The following is a 25,768-nucleotide window of genomic DNA, read 5'->3' as shown; positions in this document are numbered from 1 at the left end:
TGAAAGGGGTTGCGTTGTGATCTAGGGAGCATGAATTGCGAGTCCTGTCTTTGAACCCCGCGGCTCTGCCCCTGACAACGGCACCCTGCCCGGCGGGACTTCTGATCGAGGCCATCAGCGAAAAAGCGCTTTTCGCCGGAGCCGCCGCGCTGCGGGAGAACCGGCTTTTGCCGGTCCTTCTGGTCAGCCGCCCTGCGGCTGGTGAGGAAGAGGCGCTGAAGGCGACGCTGCTGCGTCTGCGCGGGGCCGGATTTCAGGGGCCGGTGCTGGTCATCGGGGCCGCTGCGGACCAGACGGCTGTGCTGTTGAATGCGGGGGCGGATGATGTTCTGCTCTGGCCCGCCTCGGGTGCGGATCTGATGGCGCGTCTCAATGCGGTGCTGCGCCGGATCCATGGCCTCAGCAGTGCCGAAGTGCGGATCGGTGCGATGACCTTTCATCTCGATGGCCGCCATCCGGAGGTCGGCGGACAGCCTGTGCGCATCAGCCGGCGGGAATATGAAATTCTGCAGTTTCTGGTGTTGAATGCAGGCCGGGTCGTCTCAAAGGCGGCGATCTATGTTGCGCTCTACAGCCTAAGCGCTGATCCGCCCTTTGAGAAGATCATTGACGTCTATATCTGCCGCCTGCGGACCAAATTTGCCCGCGATCTGCCCGCCGGTGAGGTGCTGATCGAGACGGTGGCCGGACGTGGCTACCGTGTCCCGGCCCCACAGACGGGGCTGCAGGACGTGACCCTGGCTGAGGCCTGAAGGCCGCAGGACCAGGAGAGGCAAAGGCCCCCGTCAGGGGGGCCTTTTGTGTCAGAGGAAATTCAGCAGGGACAGCGACTGCAGCCGCACCGTCACTTTGTAGCTGGCCTCAAGCTGCGCGCTTAACTGCTCAAAGCGGGTGGCTGCTTCATAGCCGTCCACGCCCTCAATCTCGACCACGCGGTTGTTGTAGATCGTGCTGAGGTTTTTCTGGCGCAGGCTCGCACCTTCCACCAGGCTCTGCTGGTTGCCAAGACCGGCTTCGCGGTTCTGAATGCCGCTGACCCCGGCCGAAAGCGAGGACATTGCCTCCTCAATCCAGGCCGCGCGGTCGTCGGCAGAGGCCGCGCCGTCGTAACTGGCATTGGCGAACATGGTCAGACCTTTGAAGATCTGCCGGATGGCTTCATCATTGGCACTGACGCCATATTCCATGCGGCTGTATTCATCGATCTGGGCACTCTGCAGCCCTTCAGTGCTGCCGCCGTAGATCGTGCCGACATAGTCCGACCGGGTGATATCGCCGCCGCCAAGGGCGAACCACGCGTTCAGCCGGTCCATCTCGGCCTGCATCTGAGCGCCGGTGGCCCCGTCGGGCAGCACCGAAAGCTGCGTAAGCGTGCTGGTGTCTTTGACCGGAGCCGAGGCGGTCGACATGCCCGAGAAGAGGAACTCCCCCGCATAGGCCGTGTTCAGCTGCGTCGAGATGGCCGAGATCAGCGCCCCGGCTTCGCGAGCAACAGCGGCCGCACCCTCACCGCCCCCTGCCAGCGACAGCGCATTGGCGAGAAAGCCCTGGACCGACGTGCGGATCTGGCCAAGCTGTTCGCTCATCACCGAAATTTTGCCGGCGAGCAGCTGGTTGTTCACCGCAAAGCTGTCGATCCGCTCCATCCGGTTGCGCATGTCGAGCGATTGCGCCGCCCGAAAGCCGGTTTCGGCATAGACGTCCTGGCGCAGGCCCGTGGTCAGTTCCTGCTGTGCTTTTTGCAGCGCATGGTCGGTGCGGGTCACCGCGTCGCGCATCGCGAGCGAGCGTTGCAGCGTCGATAAAGTTGACAAAGCGGTCATATCAGGCGGCTCCCTCAGATGGCGTTAAAAAGGTCGTCCATCATGGACTGCAGTGAACTCAGCACCCGGCTGTTGGCCGCAAAGCTCTGCTCGAGCACCAGAAGGCTTTGCAGCTCATCATCAAGGTTCACGCCCTGAAGATTGCGCCGTGAAGCCGAAATGGTTGCCCCCGAAATCGCCGCCTGCCCCGCCACGGCCTCAGCGCTCACGCGGCGCTGCTGCTGGCCTGAGACCATCGAGGTGGCATAATCGCTCAGCGACTGGCGCTCGCCAAAGGCGGTGTTGCCTGCAACGCGTTCGTCAATCGCGGAGATCATCGCAAAAATCAGCGCCGGATCGCCCTGGCTGAGGCCCGGCTCGCTGCCAAGCCCCGAGGTCAGAAGGGCCGGATCGCCGCCCTTTGCGGGGCTGACGCGCGGGTTGATGGTCAGGCGCTGCGCAAGCCCGCCCGCCCCGCGTCCCTCACCGGCGCTGTCGACGAAGAGCCCGGGCTCTCCGGGCGCAAGGCTGTCGTCGATGGCGCGGAAGCGGTCCACCAGAAGCGTGGCAAAACCATCAAGCTCCTGCGAAAGCTGCGGGATGATCTTTCCCTGCAGTTCAAAAAGCCCCGCAAGGCTTCCCGCGCTGAAGCCGCGCACGCCCGGTGCCCCCGGGGTGATCTCGGCATTGCCGGCAAAAAGTTTCCCGGCGGTCGGATCGTAACTGATATGCGTCACACGACGCTGGGTCAGAAGCTCAGTCCCGCCGGTGGTGTAGAGGTTAACAGAGCCATCCGCGAAGCTGGTGACCTGGACATCCATAAAATCGGACAGTCCGTCGATCAGCCGGGCCGCTTCGTCCTTCAGATCCGCACCTTCAAGGCCCTCACCGCCAATCTGGCCCAGCCGGGCGTTGATCTGCCCCAGGCGCGTCAGGTTGTCGTTGACCGAAGCCACATCGTAGCGGATGTTCAGATCGACCTCACGACCAAGCTCGCTCAGCGTGACGGCGAGATCATTGATCTGACCCGAGAGCGCCTGAGCCGCCTCAACGGCGGCAAGCTGCGCGGCGGCTGCACCAGGGCTGGAGGCAAGCGTCAGCATCGAGGTGTAAAGACGGTTCAGCGCATTGACCGGAGAGGTCTGATCCTCCGGCTGGCCGAGATAATCGGTATAGGTCGAGAGCGCGCCCGCGATGGTCGAGGCCCGCGCCTGCTCAGCGCGGTTAGAGCGGTCAAGCCGGTCGAGAAGCGGATCAACCTCGCGGCTGACGCCTGCGACCAGGACGGCCCCGTTGCGCGTGGTCAGCTCGGCCGATTTGCGACTGTACCCTTCGGTCTGCGCGTTCGAGATATTGCGTGCGACCAGATCGCTTTGGATCGAGGTGGCGCGCAGGCCAGAGGCCGCGATGGAAAAGGCGCTGGAAATGCCCATGATATGCCCTCAGATCAGCGCTTCAGATTGGTCACTTCCTGCAGCATTTCATCTGCAGTGGTGATGATCTTGGCGTTGGAGGAATAGGCGCGCTGGACGCGGATCAGATCGGTCAGCTCATTGGTGACCTCAACGGTCGAGGCCTCAAGCGCGCCGGAGACGATCACACCGTTTTTGCCCGAGCCTGCCGCCTGCAGCGACAGATCGCCCGCTGCACGGCTGACGGTCCAGGCGTTGCCGTCGATCAGCGTCAGCCCGTCAGGGTTGGTGACCTGGGCAACCGGGATCTCATAAAGCGTTTTGCGGCGGCCGTCGTCAAAGACCCCGGTCAGATTGCCCTGCCCGTCGATCTCGGTCCGCGCCAGTGCGGTCTGGGCAGAACCGTCGACCTTGAACTTCTGCGGCGTGAAGTCACCCACAAACTGCTGAATGCCGTCATAGCTGCCCGGAACACCAAGGCTGAGCGTGATCGGCAGTTCATCGCCGCGGGCATCGACGCTCAGCGACAGCGTGCCGGTTGCGGCATCGAGGATGATCCCCGAAGCACCCGCAGGCTGCGGCGTCTTCAGCGCGTAAGAGGCCGGGGCGCCGGGGGTGGCCCCTGAGTTATGAAAGACAACCTCCACAGTGCCGTGAAGCCGTCCGGTGCTGTCGGTGAGCGTCAGATCCCAGGTGTTATCCACCGTGGTCGGCTGCCAGGAGAGCGTCATATTTTCGCTGTTGCCCAGCTGGGTGTAGAACTCCATGCTCGACAGGAAGGGTGCGCCGGGGATCGCCACGCCGCTTTCCTGGGCGGGAAGGTTGCCGCTGACGCTGGCCGCGGTGGTGGGCTCTGCAGGCAGCATCATCTCACCCAGACGGACACTCGAAAGGCTGCCAAAGCCGCCGCGATCCACGGCCCCGAGGGTGCCGGTATCAGCATCAATCTCGAAAGCCGCCAGATAATAGCCCGCCGAATTGACCAGATAGCCGTTTTCATCCTGACGGAAAGAGCCTGCGCGGGTCAGAAAATAATTCGACAAAAGCGGGTCATTCGGGGTCTTGGAGACCACGAAAAACCCGGTGCCCGAGACCGCAAGGTCCATTGCATTGGCCGTGCTGTTGATCGCGCCGCCGCCTGAGACTTCTGAGCCCACACGGGCCTGCACGCCCGAGACCGAGCCGATCCCCGGAGAGGTTGAAGTGACCAGATCGGCGAAGCTGCGCTTATAGCCAATGGTATTGGCGTTGGCGATGTTTTCCGAGACGCGGGCAACAGCCGTCGCATTTGCGACCAGGCCGCTGACGGCGGTTTTCATGGCAGCGGAGACGCTCATTGCACTCTTCCCTTCTTTCGCCCCGGCGCACCGGCCTTCGGCGGTCAAACTATGGTTACGGCACGCCCGGCGCATCAGATGCGTCAGGCGCAGGACGCGCCAGCAGCGCGCGGGTGGCGGCAGCAGTGGCTTCGCTGCGCGCCAGGAGTTGGTCTGCAATCCCGCGCGACAGGGGGCGCAGGTTCGGCAAAGGCTCTGTCAGCCCCTCATAGAGAGCGGGCGCAACGGCCGTGGCCTGACCGGCTGCGGTGGCCTGCAGTCCGGCCCAGGTCCTGGCGACGAAATCGCTGTCGGCCTGCTCCTGGGCGAGCAAAATGGCCTCAAGCGCCTCAGACGGCCTGTCCACCAGCGCCCCCGCCGCGCTCAGTGCGCGATGCGCCTCACGGGCCTCCGTATCGGCGCCAAGGGCGCGCGCGGCTGCGGCACGCACCAGCTGTGCCTGCGGATCGGTCTCAGCCACCACAAGCGACAGCGCCTGCGGGGCTGCCGCCTGCAGCGCGGCCCCGGCATAGCGCGGGGTGAGATCTTCAAACCGCGGCAGACCCTGACGCGCCAGCGCCACTTTGGCCCGATCCGCACGCCAGACTGCCAGAAGCGCCTCTGCTTCGGCGACGGGCAGCTCTGCCGCGATGCGGGGCTGCGGCTCAGGCGAGCCGTCGCGGGTCAGATCGGCTTGGAGCGCGGCATATTCCGCCGCCGCCGCCTCATGCAGCCCCGCCCGGCTCCAGGCGCGGGCCAGCGCCATCCGCGCAATCGGCCAGACCGGATCGAGGCGGTAGAAAGCCTCCACATTCCGCAGGCTGTGCAGATAGGTGTAGAGATCGATTTCTTCGGCATCCATCGCCACGGCAAAAGCCGCCAGCGCCAGGGCCCCGCGCTCATGCGCAAGAATGGCCTCCGGCGTGCCGGGATGATCGAGGCGGATCTTGCCCATAATGTCGAGCGCCATGGGGATGTCTCCCAGATCCTCGGCCACCTGCGCCAGCCGCGCGCGAAGCACCAGAGCCTCACGGCCATAGCGCCACTGGTTCACCCCTTCGCGCAGAATGTCGCGCAAAGCGGGAAGCAGCTTCGGATCTTTGCGTGCCAGTGCCAGATCGGCCAGCGCAATCCGCGCCCGCTGTGCGGAAATATCCCTGCCCTCTGCGGCCCGGGCAAAGTGATCAAAAGCCTCCTGGGGCATGTCATAGCCAAGCGCCAGCCGTCCCATCATCATGTGCCAGACGGGGGTGCCCTCAAGTCGGGTGCGCGCCTGAGCCCCGCGCAGGAGCGCTTCGGCCAGACGGTAATCACCGGCCTCAAGGATCGCATCGAAGAGCAGCGGGATCAGTCGGGTAATCACCGCGCGGGATTCGTCATTGAGCCCGGCGACCGCATCCTCAAGCGTGAAATCGCCCCGCGACAGCCCTGCCGTCTGACCGGCCGCTACCTGCCAGACGGCACCGCCAGGCCATTGCGGCAGATCGCGGGTGATGCCGCGCAGCGACAAAACCGAAGTGACCTGCTCAAGAGCGATGAGGCGGGCGTAAAGCTCAGGCTCTGATTTTGCGCCGAGGCTGCGGGCGCGGCCAAGCCAGTCCCGCGCCTCAACCAGCAGCATCACGCCAATGTGAAGCTGCGCCAGATCCAGCGCCGCAGTGATTTTCTGCAAGGGCTCAGTCGCCGCGCCCCAGCGGCGCTCAAGCAGGCGGCGGTCGGTGGCAAAGGTCTTTTCGTCGACGTTCCGGGTCGAAACCTGCGGCAGGCCCCGCGCCATCAGCGCCTCTTCTGCCGGGTCCGACGGCGGCGCTTTGGAGAGCACAAAGGCAGAGGCCGCTGGCACCGGCTCGCCTGCCCCCGTCAGCACCGAATTCTGCGGCATCACGAATGGCTTCGGCCCCTCCGGGGCCGCTGCAGGCGTGGCCGTCGTTGCCGGCAGAACCAGGGCCGAAGGCTCAGCACTCTGCGGCTCCGTCGCGGGAACGATCACCGGCGCAGCCTCTGCGAGGGCAAGGACAACCGGCGCATCGGCTGCAACCTCGGCCTGATCGGCGCTTACATCAGAGAGTTGCGGCTCAGTCGGCACGGCACGGGGCGATACCGGCGGCTCATGCTGCTCTGCGGAGGCGACCTCTGCGAGCGGCTCGTCGGCCACCTCAGCCACCTCTGCGGCAAAACCCTCTGCGCTGTCGGGCCTGCGGGCTGGCGGGGCGATGTCGCGCGTGCGCCAGCCGATGAACTCAGGCCGTGGTTGCGGGCGCGGCATCTCGGTCTGCATCTCGATCACCGCCGCCACATAGCCGTCGCGGGTCTGCGCAAAGGCAAAGGGCGGCAGCACAGCGGCGCTGCCCGCTGCGGCGGCCAGCACTGCAAGGCGCAAAGGTGAAGGCAGCCGGCCGTTCATCAGAATCCCGATCAGGTCTGTGCAGAGTTCAAAATTTATACTTGCAATACTTGTCACAATACTTGAGATCAACCTAAATCGCATGAATTGAGGCAAGAGATGGATACCACTGCATATCTGCCGCTCGCAGCCGCTGCGGGTTTGCAGCAGGCGCTTGATGTGACGTCAAACAATCTTGCGAATGGGGCAACGGCCGGGTTTCGCGCCTCGCGCCTTGTCTTTGAAGACCTTCTGACACCGGCGGATCCCGCACGCGGACCGATCGCCATGCCGCAACCGCGGATGAGCTATACCGACACCCGGGCCGGGACGCTGACCCCGACGGGCAATCCGCTGGATCTCGCGCTCGGCGGCGAGGGGCTTTTTGCCTTTGCCCTGCCCGACGGCGGGATCGGCTATGGCCGCGCGGCGCAGCTGACGCCGGATGCTGAGGGGCAACTCGTCACGGCCGCAGGTCATGCAATCCTCGACGACGGCGGTGCGCCGGTGGTTCTGGCGGAAGGCACTGGCCTGCCGGTGGTGGGACGGGACGGGACGGTTTCTGACGGCACGGGGGCGATGATCGCACGGATCGGCGTCTATGCCGCGCCCGATCTGGCCACCTGGCAGCGCAGCGGCGAGAGCCTCTTTCAGCCCCGCGACGGCGCGCCGGAGCCGGAGCTGATGGAAGCCCCCCAGGTGATCCAGGGCGCGGTTGAAGCCTCAAACGTCAATCCGATCACCGAGATGGTCCGCCTGATCAAAATTCAGCGTGCCTATGACCAGGCGATGTCGGTCGGGCGCAACCATGACGAGCTGCGCCGCACGGCGCTGAGCAAAATCGGCCAGCGGGCCTGAACCACGCAAAGGACACCGCCATGAAAGCGCTTGGAATTGCCGCCTCGGGGATGCTCGCTCAGCAGACCAATGTGGATGTCATCGCCAACAATATCGCGAACGCCAATACCACCGGCTTCAAGGCCGGGCGGGCGGCGTTCCAGGATCTGCTCTATCAGTCCGACAACCGCGCGGGCGCCCTGGTCGCGGATGACGGTGCGATCCGCCCGGTCGGCGTGGACATCGGTCTGGGCGTCGCAACAGCCGGGATCATGCGGCTGAACACGCAGGGCGGGATGACCGAGACCGGCAACCAGCTGGATCTGGCGATTCAGGGCCGGGGGTATTTTCAGATCACTCTGCCCGACGGCACCACCGCTTATACCCGCGCCGGTAATTTCACCCTTTCGCCCGAGGGGGAGATCGTGACCAATGACGGCTATCCGCTTGATCCGGGCTTCGCCGTTCCGGAGGAAGCCACCTCCGTTCAGATCAGCGCCGATGGCGTGGTGAGCGTCCTGGTGCCCGGCGAAATGCTGCCGCAGGAACTGGGCGAAATCACCCTCGCGGGCTTTATCAATGAGGCGGGTCTGCGCCCGATGGGCAACAACCTTCTGGCCGAAACCGCAGCCTCCGGCGCGCCGGTGCTGGCTCAGGCCGGGGATGAAGGCTTCGGCACGCTGCGCCAGTTCTACGTTGAGGCCTCGAACGTTGATGTGATCCGCCAGATCACGGATCTGATCTCGGCGCAGCGCGCCTATGAGATGAACTCGAAAGCCATCACCACGGCTGATCAGATGATGCAGACCGCCGTGCAGGTGCGCTGATCATGCGCCGCTGGCTTCTGGCACTGATCCTTGCGCTGCCGGGCGCTCCGCTTCATGCGGAGCTTTCGCCCGCGCCGCTTGAGATCCTGCTGGAGGCCGCGCTGACCGAGGCGGCGGGGCCTGCCCTGCCCGCCGGTGCCGCCATTGAGCTGATCCTGCCCGAAGGCGTGCCCGATCTGGCGCTGCGGGTCATTTCACTGCGCGAAGACCTCAGCAACGGGCGCTTCGCCGCCGTGGTTGAGCCGCAAAACGGGGCTCCGCTGACGCTGGCGGGACGGTTTCAGGCGATGGTGGATGTGCCCGTCCCCGCTCGCAGCCTTTCCCCGGGTGAGATGGCGCGGGCGGAAGATTTCACCCATCGCCGCCTGCCGCTTCACGCCCTCAGCGCCACGTCGGTTCTGGCCATGGAAGAAATTCGCGGCCGTGAAGTGCGCCGTCTTCTGCCCGAGGGCCGGCCGGTGCCCGCGAGTTCTCTGCGCGCGCCCCGGGTGATCCGGCGCGGCGACCGGCTCGAGCTGATCTATACCGCCCGCGGGCTGCGCGTCACGGCGGCGGCCCGGGCGCTTGAAGATGCGGCACTCGGCGCGACGCTGCGGGTGCAAAACCTCAGTTCTGGAAAAATCGTCACGGGTCAGGCCCTGACCGACGGACGGGTGGAGATTGACCGATGACCCTGACCCGCATTCCCTTCGCAGTCCTGGCAGGACTTTCCCTGCTCAGCGGCTGCGCACAGATTGCCGAGCAGCGCGACCCTAAGCTCAGCGATCTGACGCTGGATGTGCCGGAAACCCGCGCCGTTCGCGTGCCGATGCCGGAACCTGAGCCCTATGTGCCCCCGACCCGCGCGGACCGCGCCTCGCTTTGGGCGAAGGGCTCGAGCGGGTTTTTCGGGGACCACCGCGCAGCGCGTGTGGGTGACATTCTGACCGTGATGATCGAGATCGACGATGAGGCAGAGCTGCGCAATGCCTCGACCCGCTCGCGCTCCAACTCGACCGGGATCGATGCGCCGACCTTCCTTGGCTATGAAAGCAAACTCGACCGCGTGCTGCCCGGCCTGAAGGCTGAGGATCTGCCGAGCGGCGATCTGGTGGATCTGTCAAGCAGCGACAGCTTCCGCGGTCAGGGGTCGATCCGGCGCGGCGAAGAAATCAAACTGAAGGTGGCTGCCATGATCGTACAGCGGCTTTCCAACGGCAATCTGGTCATTGCCGGACGTCAGGAAGTGCGCGTGAATGCGGAACTGCGGGAGTTGCGCGTGGCCGGCATCATCCGTCCCGTCGACATCGAGATGAGCAATACCATTCCCTATGAAAAAATCGCAGAGGCCCGGATCGCCTATGGCGGCAAAGGCCAGCTGAGCCGGGTGCAGCAGCCGCGCTATGGTGCCGATGCGCTTGATGTGATCCTTCCCTACTGATGCCTGAGACGACTGCACCCGCCCCGGCCACCCGCACACGGATAGTGGTTCTGAGACGCCGCCCCGAAGAGGGGCGTCCGGCGCTGCGCACAGCGCTGATCGGCGCAGGCGTGCTGGCCCTTCTGCTGGTGGGCAGCCAGGCGGGTTACAGGGGGGCGGCCCTCTTTGCGCCGGAGCCTGTGGCCGTCAGCGAAAGCGGCACACTGATTGAGCGGGTGAACGGCGGGCTCTACACGCTGGAACTGGCCCGCCCTCAGGGTCAGGCCCGCTGGATGCTGGAATTTGACGCCGATATCGTCACGCGCGAAGGCCCCGGAAATCCCCTGGAAATCCGCGACGCGCTGGAGCGGCTGGTGATCGCCGCCTCCTCCATGCCGCTGGTTCAAAGCGCGCCCGATCCCGATGTGGCGATGCGCGCGGCGATCCTTGCGGTCGCGGCCTCGCATTATCCCTGGCTCGTGGATATTCACATGCGCCGCTCGGACTTCCGCGCGACGGGGAACAGGCTTCGGGAGATGGGTGCTGCCATGCGTGGCGGGTGAGCCGGGCCTTGGATCTCCGAGCCGGAAGCATGAAAAAAGCACCCGCAAAACTCCGGGTGCTCTTCGCATTGTGATTAATGGAAAGACTGTCTGAGGCGGGGACGGTTTTTTGCCCCGCCCTCAGATCAGATCCTTACCTCGCCCCGATGATGTCGCCGCTGCTGACGCGGGTGCCGTCTGCGAGTTGCAGCCAGGTGCTGCCGCCGTTGTAGTCAATCGCCACAACTTTTCCGGCGCTGTAGGTCTGATAGCTGCCCGCCTCGCCTGAGGCGGTAATGGCTGCGACCGAGATGCCATAGCGCCCGTTTTCCGCACGAAGGCCGCCCGAGGTCATCCCGTCCCAGCTCACCTCACGCCGCGCCCCGGCCTCACCGGCGGGCTGGTCAATCACCGCAACCAGAGCGCCCGAGGCATCGCGGATCTGCAGTTGCACGGTTTCGGCCGCGGTGCCGAGTTCATAGGCAAAGCGCGCGCCATTCTCGTCGAGCGAAAAGGTCTCCGAAGGCACCGTCACTTCGCGCCCGATCAGCGCCGTTTCCGAGAGTGCGGCATTGAGAGACAACTGACGGCGCAGAGCCTCCATCTGGGTGTTGACCTGAACCGACTGCTCGACCTGGGTCAGCTGCGCAAGCTGGCTGACGAATTGCGAGGATTCCATCGGCTCCAGTGGGTCCTGGTTGCTGACCTGCGCAACCAGCAGGTTTAGAAAGCTCTGATAATCCGACGCCAGGGTGTTGCGCGAGGCGTCCGAGAGACCGCTGCCGACGGCCGTATGTGCGATGGCTGAGAGGGACATGGGATCTTCCTCAGGTCAGAATGTTCAAACGACCGTCCGCGCTGAGCGGGGCGGCGGCAGAAGGATCGGCGAGCGTTGAGGGCGTCTCGGAGGGGACATCCCCACCCGCTTCGCCTTCGGTCTCCGGCCCCTCCCAGGCGGCAAATTCAGGCGTGCCCCCGCCCAGATCAAAGCCGCGCTCTTCGAGCCAGGCCCCAAGCTGTCCGGCTTCGGCGCGCAGCCCGTCGAGCACCATCGGGTTTTCAAGCCGCAACACCACCTGCATCCGGCCATCGACAAGCCGGGTCAGATCGATCTCGACCACGCCAAGCCCGCGCGGGCGCAGAAGAAACCGGCTGCGTCCCTCTTCCAGCTGCACCTCACTCAGGCGGTCAAGCAGATTGCGCTGCAGCGCCGAGGGCTCAGCACGCGGGGCGGGCGCGGTAACGGTTTTCTCAGGCGTCCGTTCAGGCTCGGGCATCTCGGCCGAGAAGGCCTGCTCCACCCCGGCATCGGGGGCTGGCGCACTGGTCTGCGGGCTGCGCTCCCCCGGCTCCGCCTGCCCGCCGGCGAGTGTGATCTTCGGAGATGAGAGGGGTTTGGCGGGTGCCTCAGGCTTCACCGTCACTTCGGGCATGTCTTCCGTCGCAGGGGCGACTTCAGGTTCGGGACGTCCGGCCGCCATCACGGCATCCGCAGCGGGGGGGCGCTCCAGGGCGTGCTCTTCAGTCATGACACTGTCCGCCGCCCTGTCAGTTGTTATTTCAGCGACCCTGTCCGAAAGCTGGGGCGCAGGCTCAGGGGCGGGGGGCATCAGGTCTGCCACCGCCTCAGCCATCGGCAAAGGCTGCTCAGTCGTGTCGATAACCGGCAGCGCGAGAGGTGTTCGGGGTGTTTCGGCGGCATCCAGGGGCACGACCGCCTCCTCCCCCTCTGTGAGGTCTTCGGCCGGAGCCAGCCCGAGCGCGGCACGAAGCGCCGCGCTGCCGGGCTGAACGGCAAGCGCCGCCTGCTGTAAAAGCGCCGCATCAATGAGCAGGCTGTCGACCGTCTCATCAGCAGGTTGCCGGGCCGAAGTCTCCCCCTCTGTTACCGAAAACAGAGAACGGCCCGGCGCTTTGGGCGTCGTCGCCGCAGCCTCTGCAGCCTTTGGGGCCGGGGTCTGCGGAGCACCTGCCAGCGCAGCAATATCAATCATCAGTTCAAGTCCCCCGGACCAAATCCGGCATGCAACAAAGCGTTGCGCATTTTGTGAAGGGCACGCCCTTCAATCTGACGGGCGCGGGCCGGGGCCATGCCAAGGCCCGTGGCGAGCCGGTCGAAGTCATCCTCACCGCGCAGGAGATGGCGCATCACCAGGTGACGCTCGGTCCGGCCTAAAGGGCGCAAAGCGCCCGCGAGGGCCTGGCGCAGACTGCGCCGCCGCTCCCGCCCGAGGGCGATGTCTTCGGCGGCAGGCGTCGAGAGATCCGGCATATTCTCATCGATCCCTGCCAGATTGAGCGCCGCCTCTGCCTGTGCGGCAACCGCCTCGCCGCGGCGGCCCGAAAGCGCATCGCGCAGCGCACGCTCGGGCTGGCTGACGGGGGTCTGAAGGCGGCAATGGGCCTGCAACATCGCCGCCCGCACGCCAATCGAGGCATAAGAGAAAAACCGCACGCTCCCCTGTGCCTGCCAGCGGCTGGCAGCCTCAATCAGCGCGATCTGGCCTTCGGCGAGAAGATCCTCCGTATGGGTCCGCGAGAGCCGCCGCGCCATGGCCCGCATCTGCGGCTGCGAGGCCGCAATCAGCGCGCCGAGCGCGCGCGTATCACCACAGCCCTGCCAGGCGCGAAGCAGAGCGCGCTCCTGGTCAAGGTCGGGGATGGGTTTTCGGAAACTGCGAGGCATCTGGGCATATCACCGGATCTGTCTGCCCTTCCTGACAGATCGGCATGAATAGTCAAATATAAATTTGACTATTCATCTTAGTGGCAATGATTTTCGTAGCTTCGAAGCTGACGATTGCCCGGAAAGGCTGCGATCAGCGCCTGACCGAAATCCTTCATGTCAGAGCCGGGCGTGAGCTTCTGCGCAAGATCGGGTTCGGCAGGGTATTCCACATAGTCCGGCTCAGCGAGGCGCAGATAATCCTGCAGCGTCGAGGCCCCCGGCTGCCAGCCCGAAATCCGCTCGATCGCTCTGCGGCACAGGCGATCCACACTGCCGCCATCCGTGCAAAGCGAGTCCCGCCACGAAAGCGTGAAGCTGCGCAGCGCCCAGTCAAACAAAGCCAGCTCATTACGGGCTTCGGATTCCACAATGACGGAGTAGAGGATTTCGGCCGCAAATGCGAAACTCTCTGAGACCCCCCCCCGCCACGCGGTGGTTGCAGATCACCACGCAGGCCCCCGGCGGAACGTCGATATCAAGCTCTTCGGCCACGACATCACCGACCGTCAGGTCCGGCGTTACGGCCCGCCGCTCATCACAGATCCGCAGCTTTGGAGCCGTGCTGGTCCGGTCTTCCAGGATGACAATGGCAAAAGGGAAAACGGACAGGAGTTGAGGGCAGCGGCAGGGGACAGACTGCGCCGGCTTGAGAGCGCCGCTCCAGAGTGCTTTGAGGATCATATACCTATGGTACCGGACATATAGTCGCAGCCACAGCTGCCAGTATTGCGATGTCTGCACCGCCTATACGCCATGAACCCGCAGCGCAAGCACATGCAGATGATGATTTAAAGGCAAATACAAATCCGGGCGCGCCCTGCGGAAAGAGAGCGCCGCTGATTCTGTCACTGGTTACCGCTGATCATTTGTCAGATTAGCAACTTTTTGTTAATTATGTGAATTTCCAGAGCCATTCCTCGAAAAGAGCAAGGGCGTAAAGCCGCTGATTGACCCGAAGCATGCGACATTTTAACCTGGGTAGGGATTATCATCTCTTGAATCACATACTATAGTCGGCCCATATAAATTTATTAATGTTACGGTCTGAAAGTGTTAAGACATGGATACGCCTGATAAGACCGCATTGGTGGCGCAAATTGTATCGGCTTTTGCTTCCCGACCAGATGCGACTGTGGAAGCTATTGTTGCTCTGACGACCCGTCTGACTCTGGAGCTTGCGGACGCTCCGCCAGACGCTCCGCCTCCGGCTGCTTTGCATGCCGCGGTGGCCAGCGGTCTGACCCCTGAGTCAGCGTTGCGTCGGGACAAGATCTTCTGCCTCTGCTGCGGTAAAGGATTTCAAATGCTCAAGCGCCACCTTGGCGCCGAGCACGGCATGACCGAAAGCGAATATCGCCAGAAGTTTGGTCTTGCCGATGACTATCCCCTTGTCGCTCCGGGTTATTCGGAGCGCAAAGCGAACTATGCGCGCTCAGTTGGATTCGGCAAATACAGCCGTCAGCCAAGTGACGCGGAATAACCTGAGGTTTATCAAGAATAGTCTTATCTGTTCTTGATAAACTTGCTATCCCTCCCGCAGAGATTACAGCTGCGGGAGAGACAGAGTGGCCAAGAAAGCCGCGCCGGTCATCGTGCGCCGCCAGAAAAGGCCCGGCCATGCGCCGCGCCATGGCGGTCACTGGAAGGTGGCCTATGCCGATTTTATGACGGCGATGATGGCCTTCTTTCTGCTGCTTTGGATCCTTGCGGTCACCGATGAGAATAAACTCAACGGCATCGCAGAATATTTCACGCCCACCGATAATGTTGCCGGTCAGCCAGGCGGTGAAGGGATCCTGCAGGGGTCTGCCGTTGCGAAGGATGAGAACGTCCTGAGCGCACCTGCAGCAGAGACCGATAAGACCCAGGCCGGTGCGCCCAACCCCTGGGCGGATCTGGCAGCCGAAAGCCGCCGCGACAACACCCCGGCGCCTCTGGGCGAAGCACTTGAGAATGCCGGGCGGCAGTTCCTTGAAAACATTCGCAACAGCTCCGCGCTTTCCAATCTGGCGGGCAATCTGCTCGTGCGTCAGATTGAGGGTCAGCTGGTCGTGGACATCCTCGACCTCGGCGATGCGCCGAAGTTCGGCGAGGGCAGCGGCGCGCCGACGGAGCAGATGACTGAGGTTCTGAAGGTCCTGGCCCCGACGGTCATTGCCCTGCCCCATCCGGTGCGTATCACCGGCCACAGCGCGCAAAGCGCTGACGGAGGCGCTGAAAGCACCGACCCCTGGGATCTCTCCGGGGCGCGGGCACAGGCCGTGCGACGGGCGCTGCGCGATCTTGGCATTCCCGAGGCACGGTTCACGCTGATTTCGGGGGCCGGGACTTCGCGCCCGCTCGATCCGCTGCAACCCGCTGATCCGCGCAACCGCCGGGTCACCCTGGAACTGGGATCGGCCCTCGACTGATAAAAAAGCCCCCGCAGAACGCGGGGGCTTTTCTCGTTATTGCGGGGCCGGAGCGAAGAGGTTCGAGCGAAGATCCTCAACCGGTGCCAGAGGCTGCGGCTCGGGGGCAGCAGGCTGCAGCGCCCAGACAACAGCCCCCGCCACCGCGAGGGTGGTCACCAGGGCCAGGAGGCCGCCCAATATCCAGACCCATGGCAGTTTCGACGCTTTTTTCGCTTCGGGCACAGAGGGTTGGGGCGCTGTTGCCACAGCAGAATAATCCGGCGCGACAAAGAGCATGCCTGAGCGGCGCAGCACCATCGCCGGCACCGGACGTCCGCCGGTTTTGCCCAGCATCAGCGCGCCGGAGGGAAGGCGCAGCACCGCAGGCAGCCGCCCGTTCACCAGAATCGGACCAAGCTGGATGGCAACGCGCAGACTGTCTTCGCGCACCAGCACCGAAACCTCGGCGGGAAGTTCGCGGGCATTGGCATTGGGCTGCAACACCAGATCGACCCCGGCAGCGCCCGCCGGGCGCAGAACCGCGCCTGCGATCATTTCACAGTCCGGATCAGCTTTGACGAAGGGCACATAGCCGACGGGCAGCTGATCGGTGATCACCGGCTGCGCTTTCGCCGCCAGTTCCGCCTTGCGGCGGTTTCCGTCGCTGAGCGCATCAAGGCTCAGCCCTTCTTCCGCGGCAAATTCGAAGTTGATCGCGAAATCATTGGCCTCTTCCAGCAGACGCGGAAGCCCCCGCATGGCGCTGTCGAGTTCGCCCAGGATGCGGGCGTCTTCTCCGGGCGGCAGCGTGACCGGCGTGCTGCCCTTCGCGGCCGGATAGAAAACGAAGCCCTGAAGGGCCGGCCCCGCCTCATTCACCAGGCGGCGACGCAGCACCTGCGGCTTCTCTGAGACGTGCCAGGGCACGAAAGCAAGCGTCTTGCCCTCTACGCGGCAAACCGCCAGCCCCACCGCCTCCGGCCAGTCCGGAATACGCACCGGCAACTCTCCAGGTCCGAAAAGTCTGACTATCGGTGCATGATGATCTGCCATGGAACCCACTCCGTCTGGAAAGCATGTATAATGTGCTCATATCCAATGCTTTCCAAAGAATAAATAACGATATACTTGTCATGGTCATGCATCAGCGAAACGGGAGCAGCGCATGACGGTGATAATCGGGACAATGCTGGTAATCGGGCTTGTCTTCGGGGGCTATATGCTGTCGGGCGGCAAGATGGATATCCTGCTGCATGCCCTCCCCTTTGAGGGTATGATGGTTGGCGGTGCGGCGCTTGGCGCCTTTGTGATCTCCAACTCCGTGCCGATGATGTTCGAATGCTGGCACGGCGTGATGCGTGCGCTGCGGGGGCCGCGCTGGACAAAGACGGATTATGCCGATCTTCTGAAGCTGCTCTATGAACTGACGCGGCTTTACCGCAACCGGGGTATCCTTGCGGTCGAACCCCATATTGAGCGCCCTGAGAGCAGCGATATCTTTGCACGCTATCCGCGTATCCTTGCGTTTCGCCCGGCCCGCGATCTGATCATCGACAGCTTCCGCATGATCTCCATGCAGTTCGACGACCCCTACCAGGTTGAAGATGTGCTCAATCGCCGCATCGAGATCTACGAGGCCGAAGTGGCGGCCCCGGCTTCGGCGCTGCTCTCAGGCTCGGACGGGCTTCCGGCAATCGGGATCGTGGCGGCGGTTCTCGGGGTCATTAAGACCATGGCCTCTGTGGATGAGCCGCCGGAGATCCTTGGCGCCATGATCGCCGGTGCGCTGGTCGGCACCTTCCTCGGGGTTTTCATGGCCTATTGCATGGTGCAGCCCGTCGCCTCGCGTCTGAACCAGATCGAAGAGCAGGATGCCCATCTGATGAAGGCGATCCGCGACATGATTGCCTGCACGGTCAAGGGAAATCCGCCCAATATCTGCTCCGAGGTCGCCCGCGGCAACCTTCCGAAATTTATTCAGCCCAGTTTTGAAGAGGTCGAACAGGCCCAGAGGTCGGTGGTATGATGAATCGTCGTCTGCAGGCGCTGCAACTGATGCAGCGGATTGAAAATCAGGACCTTGAGCGGCTGTCGCGCGATCTGAACGATGCGCAGGGCCGCCGCGCCCGGGCGGAGGGCGAGATTGCCGCCCTCGACACCCGCGCGGGCCTTGAGGCGCGCTCCGTCATGACGGAATCGCTGCCCTATATCGGACGCTTTCTGGCAGAGTTGCGCCGCGAGCAGGACCGCCAGCGCCAGGTGACCCGTGAAATGACGGGCCGGATCGACGCGCTGCGCGACACGGTCATGGCCAGTTTCACCCGTGGCAAAACCTATGAACGGCTTGGAGACGACATTCGCAGCGCTCAGCGCTGCGAGCGGCTGGCCCGGGAAGAGGCCGCGCTTTCAGATCTGACGACGGCCCGATTTGCGCGTCAGGCGGTCAGCTGAAGGCTTTGAGATCGATCTGATAGCCCGCCGCAGTCAGCAGCCCGTAAAGGGCTGCAAAGCCTTCGGCGGAGCTCAGCGCCTCATTTCGGCCCTGCATCAGGAAGGCTTCGGCCTCTGAGGCAAAAGCAATGGCGCTGTCGGTCTCGCGGTCGGTCCCGGGCCGGTAGGCCCCGATCCGCGCCAGATCTTCGACATCGGCATAGCGCGCCAGCGCCCGCCGCGCGATCCGCATGATCTCCTGCTCGATGGGCGTATGGCACTGCGGCAGCATCCGCGAGACCGATTTCAGGATATGCACCGCCGGATAGCGACCGCCCTCGGCAATGCGGCGGTCAAGGATAATATGGCCGTCAAGAATACCGCGCACCGCATCCGCGACCGGATCATTCATGTCATCACCATCGACGAGCACGGTATAGATCGCGCTGATGTCACCCTGCCCGGCCTGTCCGGGGCCGGATCGCTCCAGAAGTTTCGGCAGTTCTGCAAAGACCGTCGGCGTATAGCCACGAGAGGCCGGAGGCTCGCCGGCAGAGAGGCCGATTTCACGCTGGGCCATGGCAAAGCGCGTAACGCTGTCGAGCATCAGAAGCACCTGTTTGCCCTGGTCGCGGAAATGCTCAGCCACGGTGGTCGCCGTCCAGGCTGCCTGGCGGCGGGCCAGGGGCGGCAGATCCGAGGTGGCCACAATCAGACAGCTGCGCGCCATCCCCTCAGGGCCAAGGTCGCGTTCAATAAAGTCCTGAACCTCACGGCCACGCTCGCCCACCAGCCCCATGACAATCACTTCGGCATCCGTCTGACGCGCCAGCATGGCCATCAGCGTGGATTTACCCACGCCTGAGCCGGCAAAAATGCCGATCCGTTGCCCGCGGCAAAGTGGCGCAAAAATATCAAGGGCTTTGACGCCGGTTTCAAGTTTCGCCCCGGTGCGGCGTCGGCTGAAAGCCGCGGGCGCCGGGCTTCGGATGTCGCGCGGTGTCGCCCCGCCCGCCAGAGGCTGTCCGTCGAGGGCTGCTCCGAAAGGGTCAATCACCCGGCCCAGCCAGCTGTCGTCGGGATAGATCTGCTGCCCGCCCGCCATCAGTTCAACCCGGTCCCCGGCGGCGATGCCCTCCCAGGAGCCGAAGGGCAGAATCTGCACGCCTTCAGGCCGCAGGCCGACGACTTCACCGCGCACCCGTCCCGCAACCTCGACGTGATCACCGATTCTTGCGGCGTAGCGCAGCCCCTCTGCCCGAAGTTCCATGCCCGAGATCTGCAGCACCCTGCCGCTGATCCTGTCATCGGGACGCTGTCGCAGCAGCGTCTCAAGGCGGCTCAGGGATGTGCGCTCAGCGCGGGCGTCGAACGGCATGGGGTTCTCCGGGGGATCCTGCGCGGAAGATCCGGGGCCGGCAGGGCAGGATTAAACGCAGGGTTAACACTTGTGACTTCATGAATAGTGCGTATATAGATTCAAGGATTGCAAGGATAATCTACATGACCATCCGACCGGATACCGCTGTAAGCCCTTCTTTCTTCCGCCTCGCTTCAGAGCGGATGGACTGGCTTGCCGAGCGCCAGAAGGTGCTTGCAGCCAATATTGCCAATGCTGATACCCCCGGATACCGCGCCCGCGATCTGACCTCTTTTGAGGACTTCCTCGCCACCGGTGTGGCCGAGAGCCGTGAGGCCGCGAGTCCCTGGGATGTCTCGGCTGACGGCAATCGTGTCGTTCTGGAGGAACAATCCCTTCTGGCCTCTGAGACCGAGGAAAGCCACCGCCTTGCCGCGCGGCTTTACCGTCGGGGCCATGATCTGATTTCGCTGGCGGTGGGCAAATGAGCGATCCGCTTCGCGCCATCGGTGCCGCCGCCGCCTCCGGTCTTCGTGCGCAATCCGAGCGGCTGCGCATCACGGCTGAGAACATCGCCAATGCGCAAAGCACCTCAACCATCGCGGGGGGCGATCCCTATCGCCGCCGCGAGGTCAGCTTTGAACGGATGCTCGATCCCGCCACCGGTGCCGAGATGCTTGGACCGGGCCGTATTTCAGAAGATCCCTCGCCGTTCCCGCTGGTGCATGATCCGTCGCATCCGGCGGCGGACGCGGCGGGCATGGTCAAGCGCGCCAATGTCGAGCCGCTGATCGAAATGGCGAATATGCGCGAAGCTTCAAGAAGTTATGAGGCGAACCTTAACATGTATGACAGCGGGCGGCGGATGCGCAGCCAGCTCCTTGATCTGCTGAGCTGAGCCGATGGAGACCACTCTCACGCCGCTTGGGGCCTCGCGTGCCTATCAGTCTGCCCGCCGCCTGACGGTGGCCGAAGCGCCGGCCCTTCAGCTGACGCCCGAGGTCCCGCGCCCGAGTTTTGCCGATCTTCTCGGCGAAACCACCCGCGCCCAGGTTCAGACGATCCGCGCGGGCGAAGCCGCCGCCATCGCAGGCCTGCGCGGTCAGATGCCGGTTCAGAAAGTGGTCGAGGCCACCCTCGCCATGGAATCGGCGGTAAAAACCACCGTCGCACTGCGCGACCGCGTGGTCGAGGCCTATCAGGAAATCATGCGGATGAGCGTGTGATGGAGCAGGCCGATGTTCATCAGATGATCCAGCTGACGCTGCGGGCGATCCTGATCGCCTCCGCGCCTGTGTTGCTGGCCGCTCTGGTCGTCGGTCTTGCGATCGCGCTGTTTCAGGCCCTGACCCAGGTCCAGGAAATGACGCTGACTTTTGTTCCGAAGATCTTTGCGATTTTCATCGTTCTTGGTCTCGCGCTGCCCTTCATCTTTGTGACGCTGAAAACCGTCTCAGACCGGGCCTTTGACCTGATTGTCTCGGGGGCGCTGTGAGGCGTCATCTCCTCTCAGCGTCTGTGGCTTTGCTTTGTTTTTCCGGTCCTGCCCTGTCCTGGGGCTGGCTGAATGCTCCCGCAGAACCGCCGCCTTCCCCGGAAGCGCCGATGGACTACGCACCGCTTTCGGAGGGCGATCCCGGCGGGCTGTGCCTCGCAGCCATTCTTGAGGCGGAACAGACCTATCAGATCCCGAACAACCTCCTGCTGGCCCTTGGGTTGCAGGAGGCGGGCTATAAGGCGCCGGGCGGTCTGACCGTCTGGCCCTGGAGCGTGAATGCCGCAGGCGAGGGCCGCCGGTTTGAGACCCGCGAAGCCGCCATGGCTTTCGTGCGCCAGCGCCAGGACGAGGGGGTCCGCTCGATCGATGTGGGCTGTCTGCAGATCAATCTGCGCTGGCACCCCGAGGCCTTCCTGAGCCTGGCCGAGGGGTTTGATCCTGTTGTGAACGTCAGCTACGCCGCCCGTTTTCTGCGCAGCCTTTACGATGAGGCCGGTGACTGGCAGCTGGCCGCCGGGCGCTATCACTCTCATTCGCCTGCGCCGCAGCAGGTCTATCTGACCTCGCTGGCGCGCAACCAGGCCGTCGCGGGCGCAAGGCTCGCAGAGTTTCGCGCCAGAGCCTTCGCCGCCGCCGGAGAGATGCCTCAGACTTCGCCGCCTGGCCGCGCCCCGGCAAGCTGGCACACCGAAGGCGCCATCTGGGGGGCAGAGATCGCCGGAGAGGAAGGTTCGCGCCGCACGCTTTACTCGGCCCTCGATCTGGAGCCCGTCCTGCCCGCCTTTTTGCCGCCGGAGAGCTGAGCATGAAACGCCCCGCCCCCAAAACGCCCGGGCCCGCCCTGCCCGTCCTGAACTGGTTTAACGGTCTGGGCGACAACCGGGATATCGGTTTTGCCATCGGGGTTATGGCGATTCTCGGCGTGCTCTTTGTTCCGCTGCCACCGCTGCTGCTCGACTTCGGGCTTGCGCTGTCTTTTGCGGTATCGGTTCTGGTGCTGATGGTGGCTCTCTGGGTGCGCAAGCCGCTGGAGTTCAACTCTTTTCCGACCCTGCTGCTGGTTGTGACCATGATGCGGCTGGCGCTCTCAATCGCTTCATCGCGCCTCGTTCTCTCTCAGGGCCACACCGGCACCGATGCGGCAGGCGGCGTGATTGAGGGGATCGCCTATTTTGTCGTCGGCGGTGATTTTATCATCGGCACGGTGATCTTCGTCATTCTGGTGACCGTGAACTTCATCGTCATTACCAAAGGCTCGACCCGGATTGCTGAGGTCTCGGCCCGCTTCTCGCTCGATGCGATGCCGGGAAAGCAGATGGCCATCGACGCCGATCTGGGCGCAGGTGCCATTGATGAAGCCGAGGCCCGCCGCCGCCGCCGTGAGGTTGAGCAGGAGAGCGGTTTCTTCGGCGCCATGGATGGTGCGGCAAAATTCGTGCGCGGCGATGCCGTCGCCTCGATCATCATTACGGTGATCAATATCGTGGGCGGGCTGCTGATCGGCATGCTGCGCCACGATATGCCGGTCATGGCCGCCCTGCAGAACTACACCGTTCTGACCATCGGCGATGGTCTGGTCAGCCAGATCCCGGCGCTGATCGTCTCACTCGCAGCCGGCATGATCGTGACCAAAGGCGGCACCGAGGGCGCGGCCAACGAGGCGGTGATCAGCCAGCTCGGCGGCTCGCCGCGCGCGCTTTATATGGCGGCGGCAATTGTCTTTTGTCTGGGGCTTCTGCCGGGCTTTCCGCTCTTTATCTTCACCCTGCTTGCAGCGGGGCTTGCAGCCCTGGGCTGGGCGGTCAGCCGGGCGGCCGAAAAGGCCCGCGAAGACGCTGCCACCCGCGAGCTGGCTGAGGCCCGGGCTGGCAAAACCCCGCCCGAAGAGCCTGCGGATCTTTTGAAAATTGACACCCTGCGGCTGGAACTGGGCGCGGCCCTGATCCCGCTCATCGGCTCGCCGGATGCGGCATTGCCGGGCAAGGTGAAGTCTTTGCGCAACCTCTTTGCGTCAGACTACGGCTTTCTGCTGCCGCCGGTGCGGATCAAAGACAATGCCGCCCTGTCCGCCATGAGCTATGCCATCATCGTGCAGGGGGTCGAGGCCGCAAGGGGTGAGCTGCGCCCCGCGAGCCGTCTGGTGATCGATCCGGCCAATGAAGCCCAGGACATCGCCGGAGAGCGGGTCAAAGAGCCGACCTTTAATCTGAACGCCTTTTGGATCGACCCCTCACTGGTGCCGCGTGCGGAGGCCCGGGGTCTGACCGTGGTGGACGGCGAATCTGTCGTCATCACCCATATGACGGAAGTGATCCGCGAACATCTGCCCGAGATGCTGACCTATGGCGCCACGCAGGAGCTGATTAAAGGGCTCGATCGTGAATATCAAAAGCTGATCAACGACATCCCCAACCCCTCACCGGTTATTCTGACGCAGAATGTCCTGCAGAATCTGCTGGGTGAGCGGGTCTCGATCCGCAATCTGCCGCTGATCGCCGAGGCCCTGGCCGAAGCGGGCGCCGCCTCGAAAAACCTGACCTTCATTACCGAGCATGTCCGCAAAAGGCTCTCGTCGCAGATCTGCAAAACCCTGGAAGATGAGAACGGCTATGTCCGCATCGTCGCGCTCGGCGGTCAGTGGGAGGGGGAATTTGCCCAGTCGGCCCGTGTTCAGGGCGATGAGGTGAGTTTCCTGATGTCGCCCGCGCGGGTACAGGATTTTGTCACCGCCGCCCGGGCAGAACTGGCGAAATTTGCGCAAAATGACGAATGGCCTGCGCTGCTGGTCTCTCCCGAAGTGCGTCCCATCGTGCGCTCTATGATCGAGCGGGTCTCGCCCATGACCCAGGTGATCTCGCATAATGAGATCCACCGCAAAGCCCGCCTGCGCACTGTGGCCACGATCGGAGCCTGACGCGTGGATCCGATCAGCGCCTGGACGGCCGCACAGATCACCGGGGCGCTAGTGGTTTTTGCCCGTGTGGGCACCGCCCTGATGTTTCTGCCAGGCTTCGGGGATGTCCAGGTCCCTGGCCGTCTGCGACTGGCTTTGGGGGTGATCTTTTCGCTGGTCCTGCTGCCGGTTGTGCCGGTGGTCCTGCCCGATCGCCCGGTGCTTCTGACGGCACTGATCGCGCGGGAGGCGCTGATCGGGCTTTATATCGGCGCAGGCGCGCGGATCCTTTTTGCCGCGCTGCATTCGCTGGGCGCGATCATCTCCTTTGTGACCTCGCTTTCCAGCGCTCTGGCTGCGGGCAATACCCATTATGAGGGCGCCTCTGCGATCTCGCAGTTTCTGATGATCGCGGCGGGCGCGCTGATCTTTCTGACCGACAGCCATCATCTGATGCTGCGCGGGCTGATCTACAGCTATGAGCTGCTCTCGCCGGCCTGGCTGCCGCTCGGCGATCTGACGGGGCAGATTGTGCAGCTGGCCGTAAAAAGCCTGGGCACCGCCGTCCTTCTGGGCGCGCCCTTTTTTGTCTTTGGCGTGATCTACAACCTGGGCCTTGGCGTGGCGAACCGGGTGATGCCTGCGCTGCCCGTGTTTTTCGTCGCCGGACCCGCCACCATTTTCCTCGGCCTCTGGCTCTTGTGGATGAGCGCCGAGGCGATCCTGCGCCATTTTGCCGATCTTTATGCCGCTTTCTTCCTGACCCTTATGCCCTGAGGCCGCCATGAGTACCGAAGACCAGGAGTCCAAAACAGAAGAAGCCTCTGAACGAAAGATCAGTCAGGCGAAGCAAAAGGGCGATACCTGGTCCTCCAAAGAGGCGGGCCATCTGATGGCCTATCTCGGGCTTCTGGTGCTGTGCCTTCTGGTCATCCCGCTTTACGGACCCCCGCTGGTGCTCTCGCTGGCAGATATCTTTGCAGGGGCCCCCCGCGTGCAGCTGGACACGCCTGAGGATCTGCTGGAGGTGATGTCAGATTTTTCAGCCCTGATCGCGGGCTTTGTGCTGCCGGCTCTGGGCGTTCTCTTTGTTTTCGCGCTGGTCTCGATGCTGCTGAGCGGGCCGTTTCTGGTAAGCACCGCGCGTCTGAAACCAAAGCTGTCGAAATTCAATCCGGGCGCCGGGCTGAAGCGGATGTTCTCTGTGGAGAACCTGACCGAGTTCACCAAAAACATTCTGCGGGTGACGCTCCTGGGCGCAGCCTCATTCATGGCGCTGAAGACCGTGATCGACAGTCTTCTTCCGGGGGTCATTCTGTCCCCTCAGGGGGTGATCCCGCTTTTGGGTGAGACATCGGTGAAGCTGTTGATGACGGCAGCGCTGATCCTGATCCCCTTCGTTGCCTTCGATATCTTCTGGAAGCGGTTTCAGTGGATGAAAAAGCAGAAGATGTCCAAACAGGACCAGAAGGATGAGATGAAGGACACCGAAGGCGATCCCCACATCCGCGCCAAACGCCAGGAGCTGCGCCGCCGCGCCCTGCGCCGCCCTCATATGCAGACCGTGCCTGAGGCGACACTGGTCATCACAAACCCGACCCATTTCGCGGTCGCGCTGCGCTATGAACGCGGGGTGGATGCCGCTCCGGTCTGCATCGCGAAAGGCACGGATCTTCAGGCGCTGCGGATCCGGGATATCGCTCTCGATCATGATGTGGCTGTGATCGAAAGCCCGCCACTTGCGCGGGCGCTTTATGCCGGAACGGAGGAGGATGCTCTGATCCCGGAAGAACATTGGGCGGCCGTGGCGGAACTGGTGGGCTATGTGCTGGATCTGCGCCGGCGCATTCACCGGAAACTGCCTGAGGGCAGCCACCACGTCACCAGCTGAGCCAAACGAAAAACCCCCGCAGCCGGAAGCTGCGGGGGTTTCCTCAAAGCTCCCGAA

At 63.7% G+C, this 25,768-nt stretch carries 28 protein-coding genes; 18 read left to right on the top strand and 10 right to left on the bottom strand.

Annotated elements, in window-relative coordinates; translation table 11 throughout:
- Nucleotides 1-35: 35 nt before the first annotated feature.
- Nucleotides 36-752, top strand: coding sequence for a response regulator transcription factor (locus tag EP867_RS06210; RefSeq protein ID WP_128487333.1), 717 nt, complete (start codon nucleotides 36-38; stop codon nucleotides 750-752).
- A gap of 51 nt (nucleotides 753-803) precedes the next feature.
- Here EP867_RS06210 and EP867_RS06205 read toward each other — a convergent pair whose 3' ends face one another.
- From EP867_RS06205 to EP867_RS06190, 4 genes are read right to left on the bottom strand one after another with little or no spacing between them, the layout of a single operon-like run.
- Nucleotides 804-1,823, bottom strand: a complete 1,020-nt coding sequence (locus EP867_RS06205) for a flagellin N-terminal helical domain-containing protein (RefSeq protein ID WP_128487332.1) — start codon at nucleotides 1,821-1,823, stop codon at nucleotides 804-806.
- Nucleotides 1,824-1,837: 14 nt separating this feature from the next.
- On the bottom strand, nucleotides 1,838-3,235 hold the full coding sequence (gene flgK, locus EP867_RS06200) for a flagellar hook-associated protein FlgK (RefSeq protein WP_128487331.1): 1,398 nt from the start codon (nucleotides 3,233-3,235) through the stop codon (nucleotides 1,838-1,840).
- A gap of 14 nt (nucleotides 3,236-3,249) precedes the next feature.
- Nucleotides 3,250-4,551 (bottom strand): flagellar hook protein FlgE, encoded by a 1,302-nt coding sequence (locus EP867_RS06195; RefSeq protein ID WP_128487330.1) that lies wholly within the window; start codon nucleotides 4,549-4,551, stop codon nucleotides 3,250-3,252.
- Between the two features lie 55 nt (nucleotides 4,552-4,606).
- Nucleotides 4,607-6,934 (bottom strand): hypothetical protein, encoded by a 2,328-nt coding sequence (locus tag EP867_RS06190; protein ID WP_128487329.1) that lies wholly within the window; start codon nucleotides 6,932-6,934, stop codon nucleotides 4,607-4,609.
- Between the two features lie 99 nt (nucleotides 6,935-7,033).
- On the opposite strand from EP867_RS06190, the gene EP867_RS06185 reads away from it, so the two are divergent.
- Genes EP867_RS06185 through EP867_RS06165 form a run of 5 tightly spaced genes read left to right on the top strand, consistent with a single transcriptional unit; the run spans nucleotide 7,034 to nucleotide 10,539 of the window.
- On the top strand, nucleotides 7,034-7,771 hold the full coding sequence (locus tag EP867_RS06185) for a flagellar hook basal-body protein (protein ID WP_128487328.1): 738 nt from the start codon (nucleotides 7,034-7,036) through the stop codon (nucleotides 7,769-7,771).
- A gap of 20 nt (nucleotides 7,772-7,791) precedes the next feature.
- A complete protein-coding gene (flgG, locus tag EP867_RS06180; RefSeq protein WP_128487327.1) occupies nucleotides 7,792-8,577 on the top strand; it encodes a flagellar basal-body rod protein FlgG in 786 nt (261 codons plus the stop codon).
- Nucleotides 8,578-8,579: 2 nt separating this feature from the next.
- Nucleotides 8,580-9,248 carry a flagellar basal body P-ring formation chaperone FlgA gene (gene flgA, locus EP867_RS06175; RefSeq protein ID WP_128487326.1) on the top strand — a complete coding sequence of 223 codons (669 nt, stop codon included), beginning with the start codon at nucleotides 8,580-8,582 and terminating at the stop codon, nucleotides 9,246-9,248.
- Entirely contained in the window at nucleotides 9,245-9,997 is a 753-nt protein-coding gene (gene flgH, locus EP867_RS06170) for a flagellar basal body L-ring protein FlgH (RefSeq protein WP_128487325.1), read from the top strand. Before flgA ends, flgH begins: the two co-directional genes overlap by 4 nt.
- Nucleotides 9,997-10,539, top strand: coding sequence for a hypothetical protein (locus tag EP867_RS06165; RefSeq protein ID WP_128487324.1), 543 nt, complete (start codon nucleotides 9,997-9,999; stop codon nucleotides 10,537-10,539). The genes flgH and EP867_RS06165 overlap by 1 nt, the downstream gene beginning before the upstream one ends.
- Nucleotides 10,540-10,672: 133 nt before the next feature.
- On the opposite strand, the gene EP867_RS06160 is transcribed toward EP867_RS06165, so the two are convergent.
- The 4 genes from EP867_RS06160 to EP867_RS06145 all read right to left on the bottom strand — a co-directional run bounded on the left by EP867_RS06160 (nucleotide 10,673) and on the right by EP867_RS06145 (nucleotide 13,584).
- Entirely contained in the window at nucleotides 10,673-11,335 is a 663-nt protein-coding gene (locus EP867_RS06160; RefSeq protein ID WP_128487323.1) for a flagellar hook assembly protein FlgD, read from the bottom strand.
- 10 nt (nucleotides 11,336-11,345) lie between these two features.
- Entirely contained in the window at nucleotides 11,346-12,512 is a 1,167-nt protein-coding gene (locus EP867_RS06155) for a flagellar hook-length control protein FliK (RefSeq protein WP_128487322.1), read from the bottom strand.
- Nucleotides 12,512-13,204, bottom strand: a complete 693-nt coding sequence (locus EP867_RS06150; protein ID WP_128487321.1) for a hypothetical protein — start codon at nucleotides 13,202-13,204, stop codon at nucleotides 12,512-12,514. Before EP867_RS06150 ends, EP867_RS06155 begins: the two co-directional genes overlap by 1 nt.
- A gap of 77 nt (nucleotides 13,205-13,281) precedes the next feature.
- Nucleotides 13,282-13,584, bottom strand: coding sequence for a hypothetical protein (locus tag EP867_RS06145; RefSeq protein ID WP_128487320.1), 303 nt, complete (start codon nucleotides 13,582-13,584; stop codon nucleotides 13,282-13,284).
- Nucleotides 13,585-14,306: 722 nt separating this feature from the next.
- On the opposite strand from EP867_RS06145, the gene EP867_RS06140 reads away from it, so the two are divergent.
- On the top strand, nucleotides 14,307-14,726 hold the full coding sequence (locus EP867_RS06140; RefSeq protein WP_128487319.1) for a MucR family transcriptional regulator: 420 nt from the start codon (nucleotides 14,307-14,309) through the stop codon (nucleotides 14,724-14,726).
- Between the two features lie 85 nt (nucleotides 14,727-14,811).
- A complete protein-coding gene (locus EP867_RS06135) occupies nucleotides 14,812-15,657 on the top strand; it encodes a flagellar motor protein MotB (protein ID WP_128487318.1) in 846 nt (281 codons plus the stop codon).
- A gap of 36 nt (nucleotides 15,658-15,693) precedes the next feature.
- Here EP867_RS06135 and EP867_RS06130 read toward each other — a convergent pair whose 3' ends face one another.
- Complete coding sequence (locus tag EP867_RS06130) at nucleotides 15,694-16,692, bottom strand: hypothetical protein (RefSeq protein ID WP_128487317.1); 999 nt, start codon at nucleotides 16,690-16,692, stop codon at nucleotides 15,694-15,696.
- Nucleotides 16,693-16,804: 112 nt separating this feature from the next.
- On the opposite strand from EP867_RS06130, the gene motA reads away from it, so the two are divergent.
- Together motA and EP867_RS06120 are read left to right on the top strand one after the other, a co-directional pair.
- Nucleotides 16,805-17,665, top strand: a complete 861-nt coding sequence (gene motA, locus EP867_RS06125; RefSeq protein ID WP_128487316.1) for a flagellar motor stator protein MotA — start codon at nucleotides 16,805-16,807, stop codon at nucleotides 17,663-17,665.
- Nucleotides 17,662-18,090 carry a hypothetical protein gene (locus tag EP867_RS06120; protein WP_128487315.1) on the top strand — a complete coding sequence of 143 codons (429 nt, stop codon included), beginning with the start codon at nucleotides 17,662-17,664 and terminating at the stop codon, nucleotides 18,088-18,090. The genes motA and EP867_RS06120 overlap by 4 nt, the downstream gene beginning before the upstream one ends.
- Here the strand turns inward: EP867_RS06120 and EP867_RS06115 are convergent.
- A complete protein-coding gene (locus EP867_RS06115; RefSeq protein WP_128487314.1) occupies nucleotides 18,083-19,447 on the bottom strand; it encodes a FliI/YscN family ATPase in 1,365 nt (454 codons plus the stop codon). The two genes, EP867_RS06120 and EP867_RS06115, sit on opposite strands and share 8 nt — an antisense overlap.
- Before the next feature lie 125 nt (nucleotides 19,448-19,572).
- Here EP867_RS06115 and EP867_RS06110 point away from each other — a divergent pair, with 125 nt between their 5' ends.
- The 8 genes from EP867_RS06110 (at nucleotide 19,573) to EP867_RS06075 (ending at nucleotide 25,711) form a co-directional block, all read left to right on the top strand.
- Entirely contained in the window at nucleotides 19,573-19,917 is a 345-nt protein-coding gene (locus EP867_RS06110) for a flagellar basal body rod protein FlgB (protein WP_128487313.1), read from the top strand.
- Nucleotides 19,914-20,327 carry a flagellar basal body rod protein FlgC gene (gene flgC / locus EP867_RS06105; protein WP_128487312.1) on the top strand — a complete coding sequence of 138 codons (414 nt, stop codon included), beginning with the start codon at nucleotides 19,914-19,916 and terminating at the stop codon, nucleotides 20,325-20,327. The genes EP867_RS06110 and flgC overlap by 4 nt, the downstream gene beginning before the upstream one ends.
- Nucleotides 20,328-20,331: 4 nt before the next feature.
- On the top strand, nucleotides 20,332-20,655 hold the full coding sequence (locus tag EP867_RS06100) for a flagellar hook-basal body complex protein FliE (protein WP_128487311.1): 324 nt from the start codon (nucleotides 20,332-20,334) through the stop codon (nucleotides 20,653-20,655).
- Nucleotides 20,655-20,924 (top strand): flagellar biosynthetic protein FliQ, encoded by a 270-nt coding sequence (locus tag EP867_RS06095; RefSeq protein ID WP_128487310.1) that lies wholly within the window; start codon nucleotides 20,655-20,657, stop codon nucleotides 20,922-20,924. Before EP867_RS06100 ends, EP867_RS06095 begins: the two co-directional genes overlap by 1 nt.
- 110 nt (nucleotides 20,925-21,034) lie before the next feature.
- Complete coding sequence (locus EP867_RS06090) at nucleotides 21,035-21,730, top strand: transglycosylase SLT domain-containing protein (RefSeq protein ID WP_241656833.1); 696 nt, start codon at nucleotides 21,035-21,037, stop codon at nucleotides 21,728-21,730.
- 2 nt (nucleotides 21,731-21,732) lie between these two features.
- Nucleotides 21,733-23,841, top strand: coding sequence for a flagellar biosynthesis protein FlhA (gene flhA / locus EP867_RS06085; protein WP_128487308.1), 2,109 nt, complete (start codon nucleotides 21,733-21,735; stop codon nucleotides 23,839-23,841).
- Between the two features lie 3 nt (nucleotides 23,842-23,844).
- Entirely contained in the window at nucleotides 23,845-24,597 is a 753-nt protein-coding gene (locus EP867_RS06080) for a flagellar biosynthetic protein FliR (RefSeq protein WP_128487307.1), read from the top strand.
- A gap of 7 nt (nucleotides 24,598-24,604) precedes the next feature.
- Nucleotides 24,605-25,711 (top strand): EscU/YscU/HrcU family type III secretion system export apparatus switch protein, encoded by a 1,107-nt coding sequence (locus EP867_RS06075; protein ID WP_128487306.1) that lies wholly within the window; start codon nucleotides 24,605-24,607, stop codon nucleotides 25,709-25,711.
- Nucleotides 25,712-25,768: the final 57 nt, after the last annotated feature.

Origin of the sequence: Falsigemmobacter intermedius (assembly GCF_004054105.1) — a bacterium.
In the GTDB taxonomy this organism is placed as follows: domain Bacteria; phylum Pseudomonadota; class Alphaproteobacteria; order Rhodobacterales; family Rhodobacteraceae; genus Wagnerdoeblera; species Wagnerdoeblera intermedia.
This window is presented reverse-complemented; position numbering and strand designations above follow the sequence as displayed.

Bases quoted from the DNA above. Each gene is read 5' to 3' on its own strand.
- EP867_RS06205 (WP_128487332.1), bottom strand. From the start codon at position 1,823: ATGACCGCTTTGTCAACTTTATCGACGCTGCAACGCTCGCTCGCGATG.
- flgG (WP_128487327.1), top strand. From the start codon at position 7,792: ATGAAAGCGCTTGGAATTGCCGCCTCGGGGATGCTCGCTCAGCAGACC.
- motA (WP_128487316.1), top strand. From the start codon at position 16,805: ATGACGGTGATAATCGGGACAATGCTGGTAATCGGGCTTGTCTTCGGG.
- EP867_RS06185 (WP_128487328.1), top strand. From the start codon at position 7,034: ATGGATACCACTGCATATCTGCCGCTCGCAGCCGCTGCGGGTTTGCAG.
- EP867_RS06095 (WP_128487310.1), top strand. From the start codon at position 20,655: ATGGAGCAGGCCGATGTTCATCAGATGATCCAGCTGACGCTGCGGGCG.
- EP867_RS06090 (WP_241656833.1), top strand. From the start codon at position 21,035: ATGGACTACGCACCGCTTTCGGAGGGCGATCCCGGCGGGCTGTGCCTC.
- flgK (WP_128487331.1), bottom strand. From the start codon at position 3,235: ATGGGCATTTCCAGCGCCTTTTCCATCGCGGCCTCTGGCCTGCGCGCC.
- EP867_RS06190 (WP_128487329.1), bottom strand. From the start codon at position 6,934: ATGAACGGCCGGCTGCCTTCACCTTTGCGCCTTGCAGTGCTGGCCGCC.
- EP867_RS06115 (WP_128487314.1), bottom strand. From the start codon at position 19,447: ATGCCGTTCGACGCCCGCGCTGAGCGCACATCCCTGAGCCGCCTTGAG.
- EP867_RS06195 (WP_128487330.1), bottom strand. From the start codon at position 4,551: ATGAGCGTCTCCGCTGCCATGAAAACCGCCGTCAGCGGCCTGGTCGCA.
- flhA (WP_128487308.1), top strand. From the start codon at position 21,733: ATGAAACGCCCCGCCCCCAAAACGCCCGGGCCCGCCCTGCCCGTCCTG.
- EP867_RS06155 (WP_128487322.1), bottom strand. From the start codon at position 12,512: ATGATTGATATTGCTGCGCTGGCAGGTGCTCCGCAGACCCCGGCCCCA.
- EP867_RS06120 (WP_128487315.1), top strand. From the start codon at position 17,662: ATGATGAATCGTCGTCTGCAGGCGCTGCAACTGATGCAGCGGATTGAA.
- EP867_RS06160 (WP_128487323.1), bottom strand. From the start codon at position 11,335: ATGTCCCTCTCAGCCATCGCACATACGGCCGTCGGCAGCGGTCTCTCG.
- EP867_RS06110 (WP_128487313.1), top strand. From the start codon at position 19,573: ATGACCATCCGACCGGATACCGCTGTAAGCCCTTCTTTCTTCCGCCTC.
- EP867_RS06165 (WP_128487324.1), top strand. From the start codon at position 9,997: ATGCCTGAGACGACTGCACCCGCCCCGGCCACCCGCACACGGATAGTG.
- flgC (WP_128487312.1), top strand. From the start codon at position 19,914: ATGAGCGATCCGCTTCGCGCCATCGGTGCCGCCGCCGCCTCCGGTCTT.
- EP867_RS06140 (WP_128487319.1), top strand. From the start codon at position 14,307: ATGGATACGCCTGATAAGACCGCATTGGTGGCGCAAATTGTATCGGCT.
- EP867_RS06075 (WP_128487306.1), top strand. From the start codon at position 24,605: ATGAGTACCGAAGACCAGGAGTCCAAAACAGAAGAAGCCTCTGAACGA.
- EP867_RS06150 (WP_128487321.1), bottom strand. From the start codon at position 13,204: ATGCCTCGCAGTTTCCGAAAACCCATCCCCGACCTTGACCAGGAGCGC.
- flgA (WP_128487326.1), top strand. From the start codon at position 8,580: ATGCGCCGCTGGCTTCTGGCACTGATCCTTGCGCTGCCGGGCGCTCCG.
- EP867_RS06100 (WP_128487311.1), top strand. From the start codon at position 20,332: ATGGAGACCACTCTCACGCCGCTTGGGGCCTCGCGTGCCTATCAGTCT.
- flgH (WP_128487325.1), top strand. From the start codon at position 9,245: ATGACCCTGACCCGCATTCCCTTCGCAGTCCTGGCAGGACTTTCCCTG.
- EP867_RS06130 (WP_128487317.1), bottom strand. From the start codon at position 16,692: ATGGCAGATCATCATGCACCGATAGTCAGACTTTTCGGACCTGGAGAG.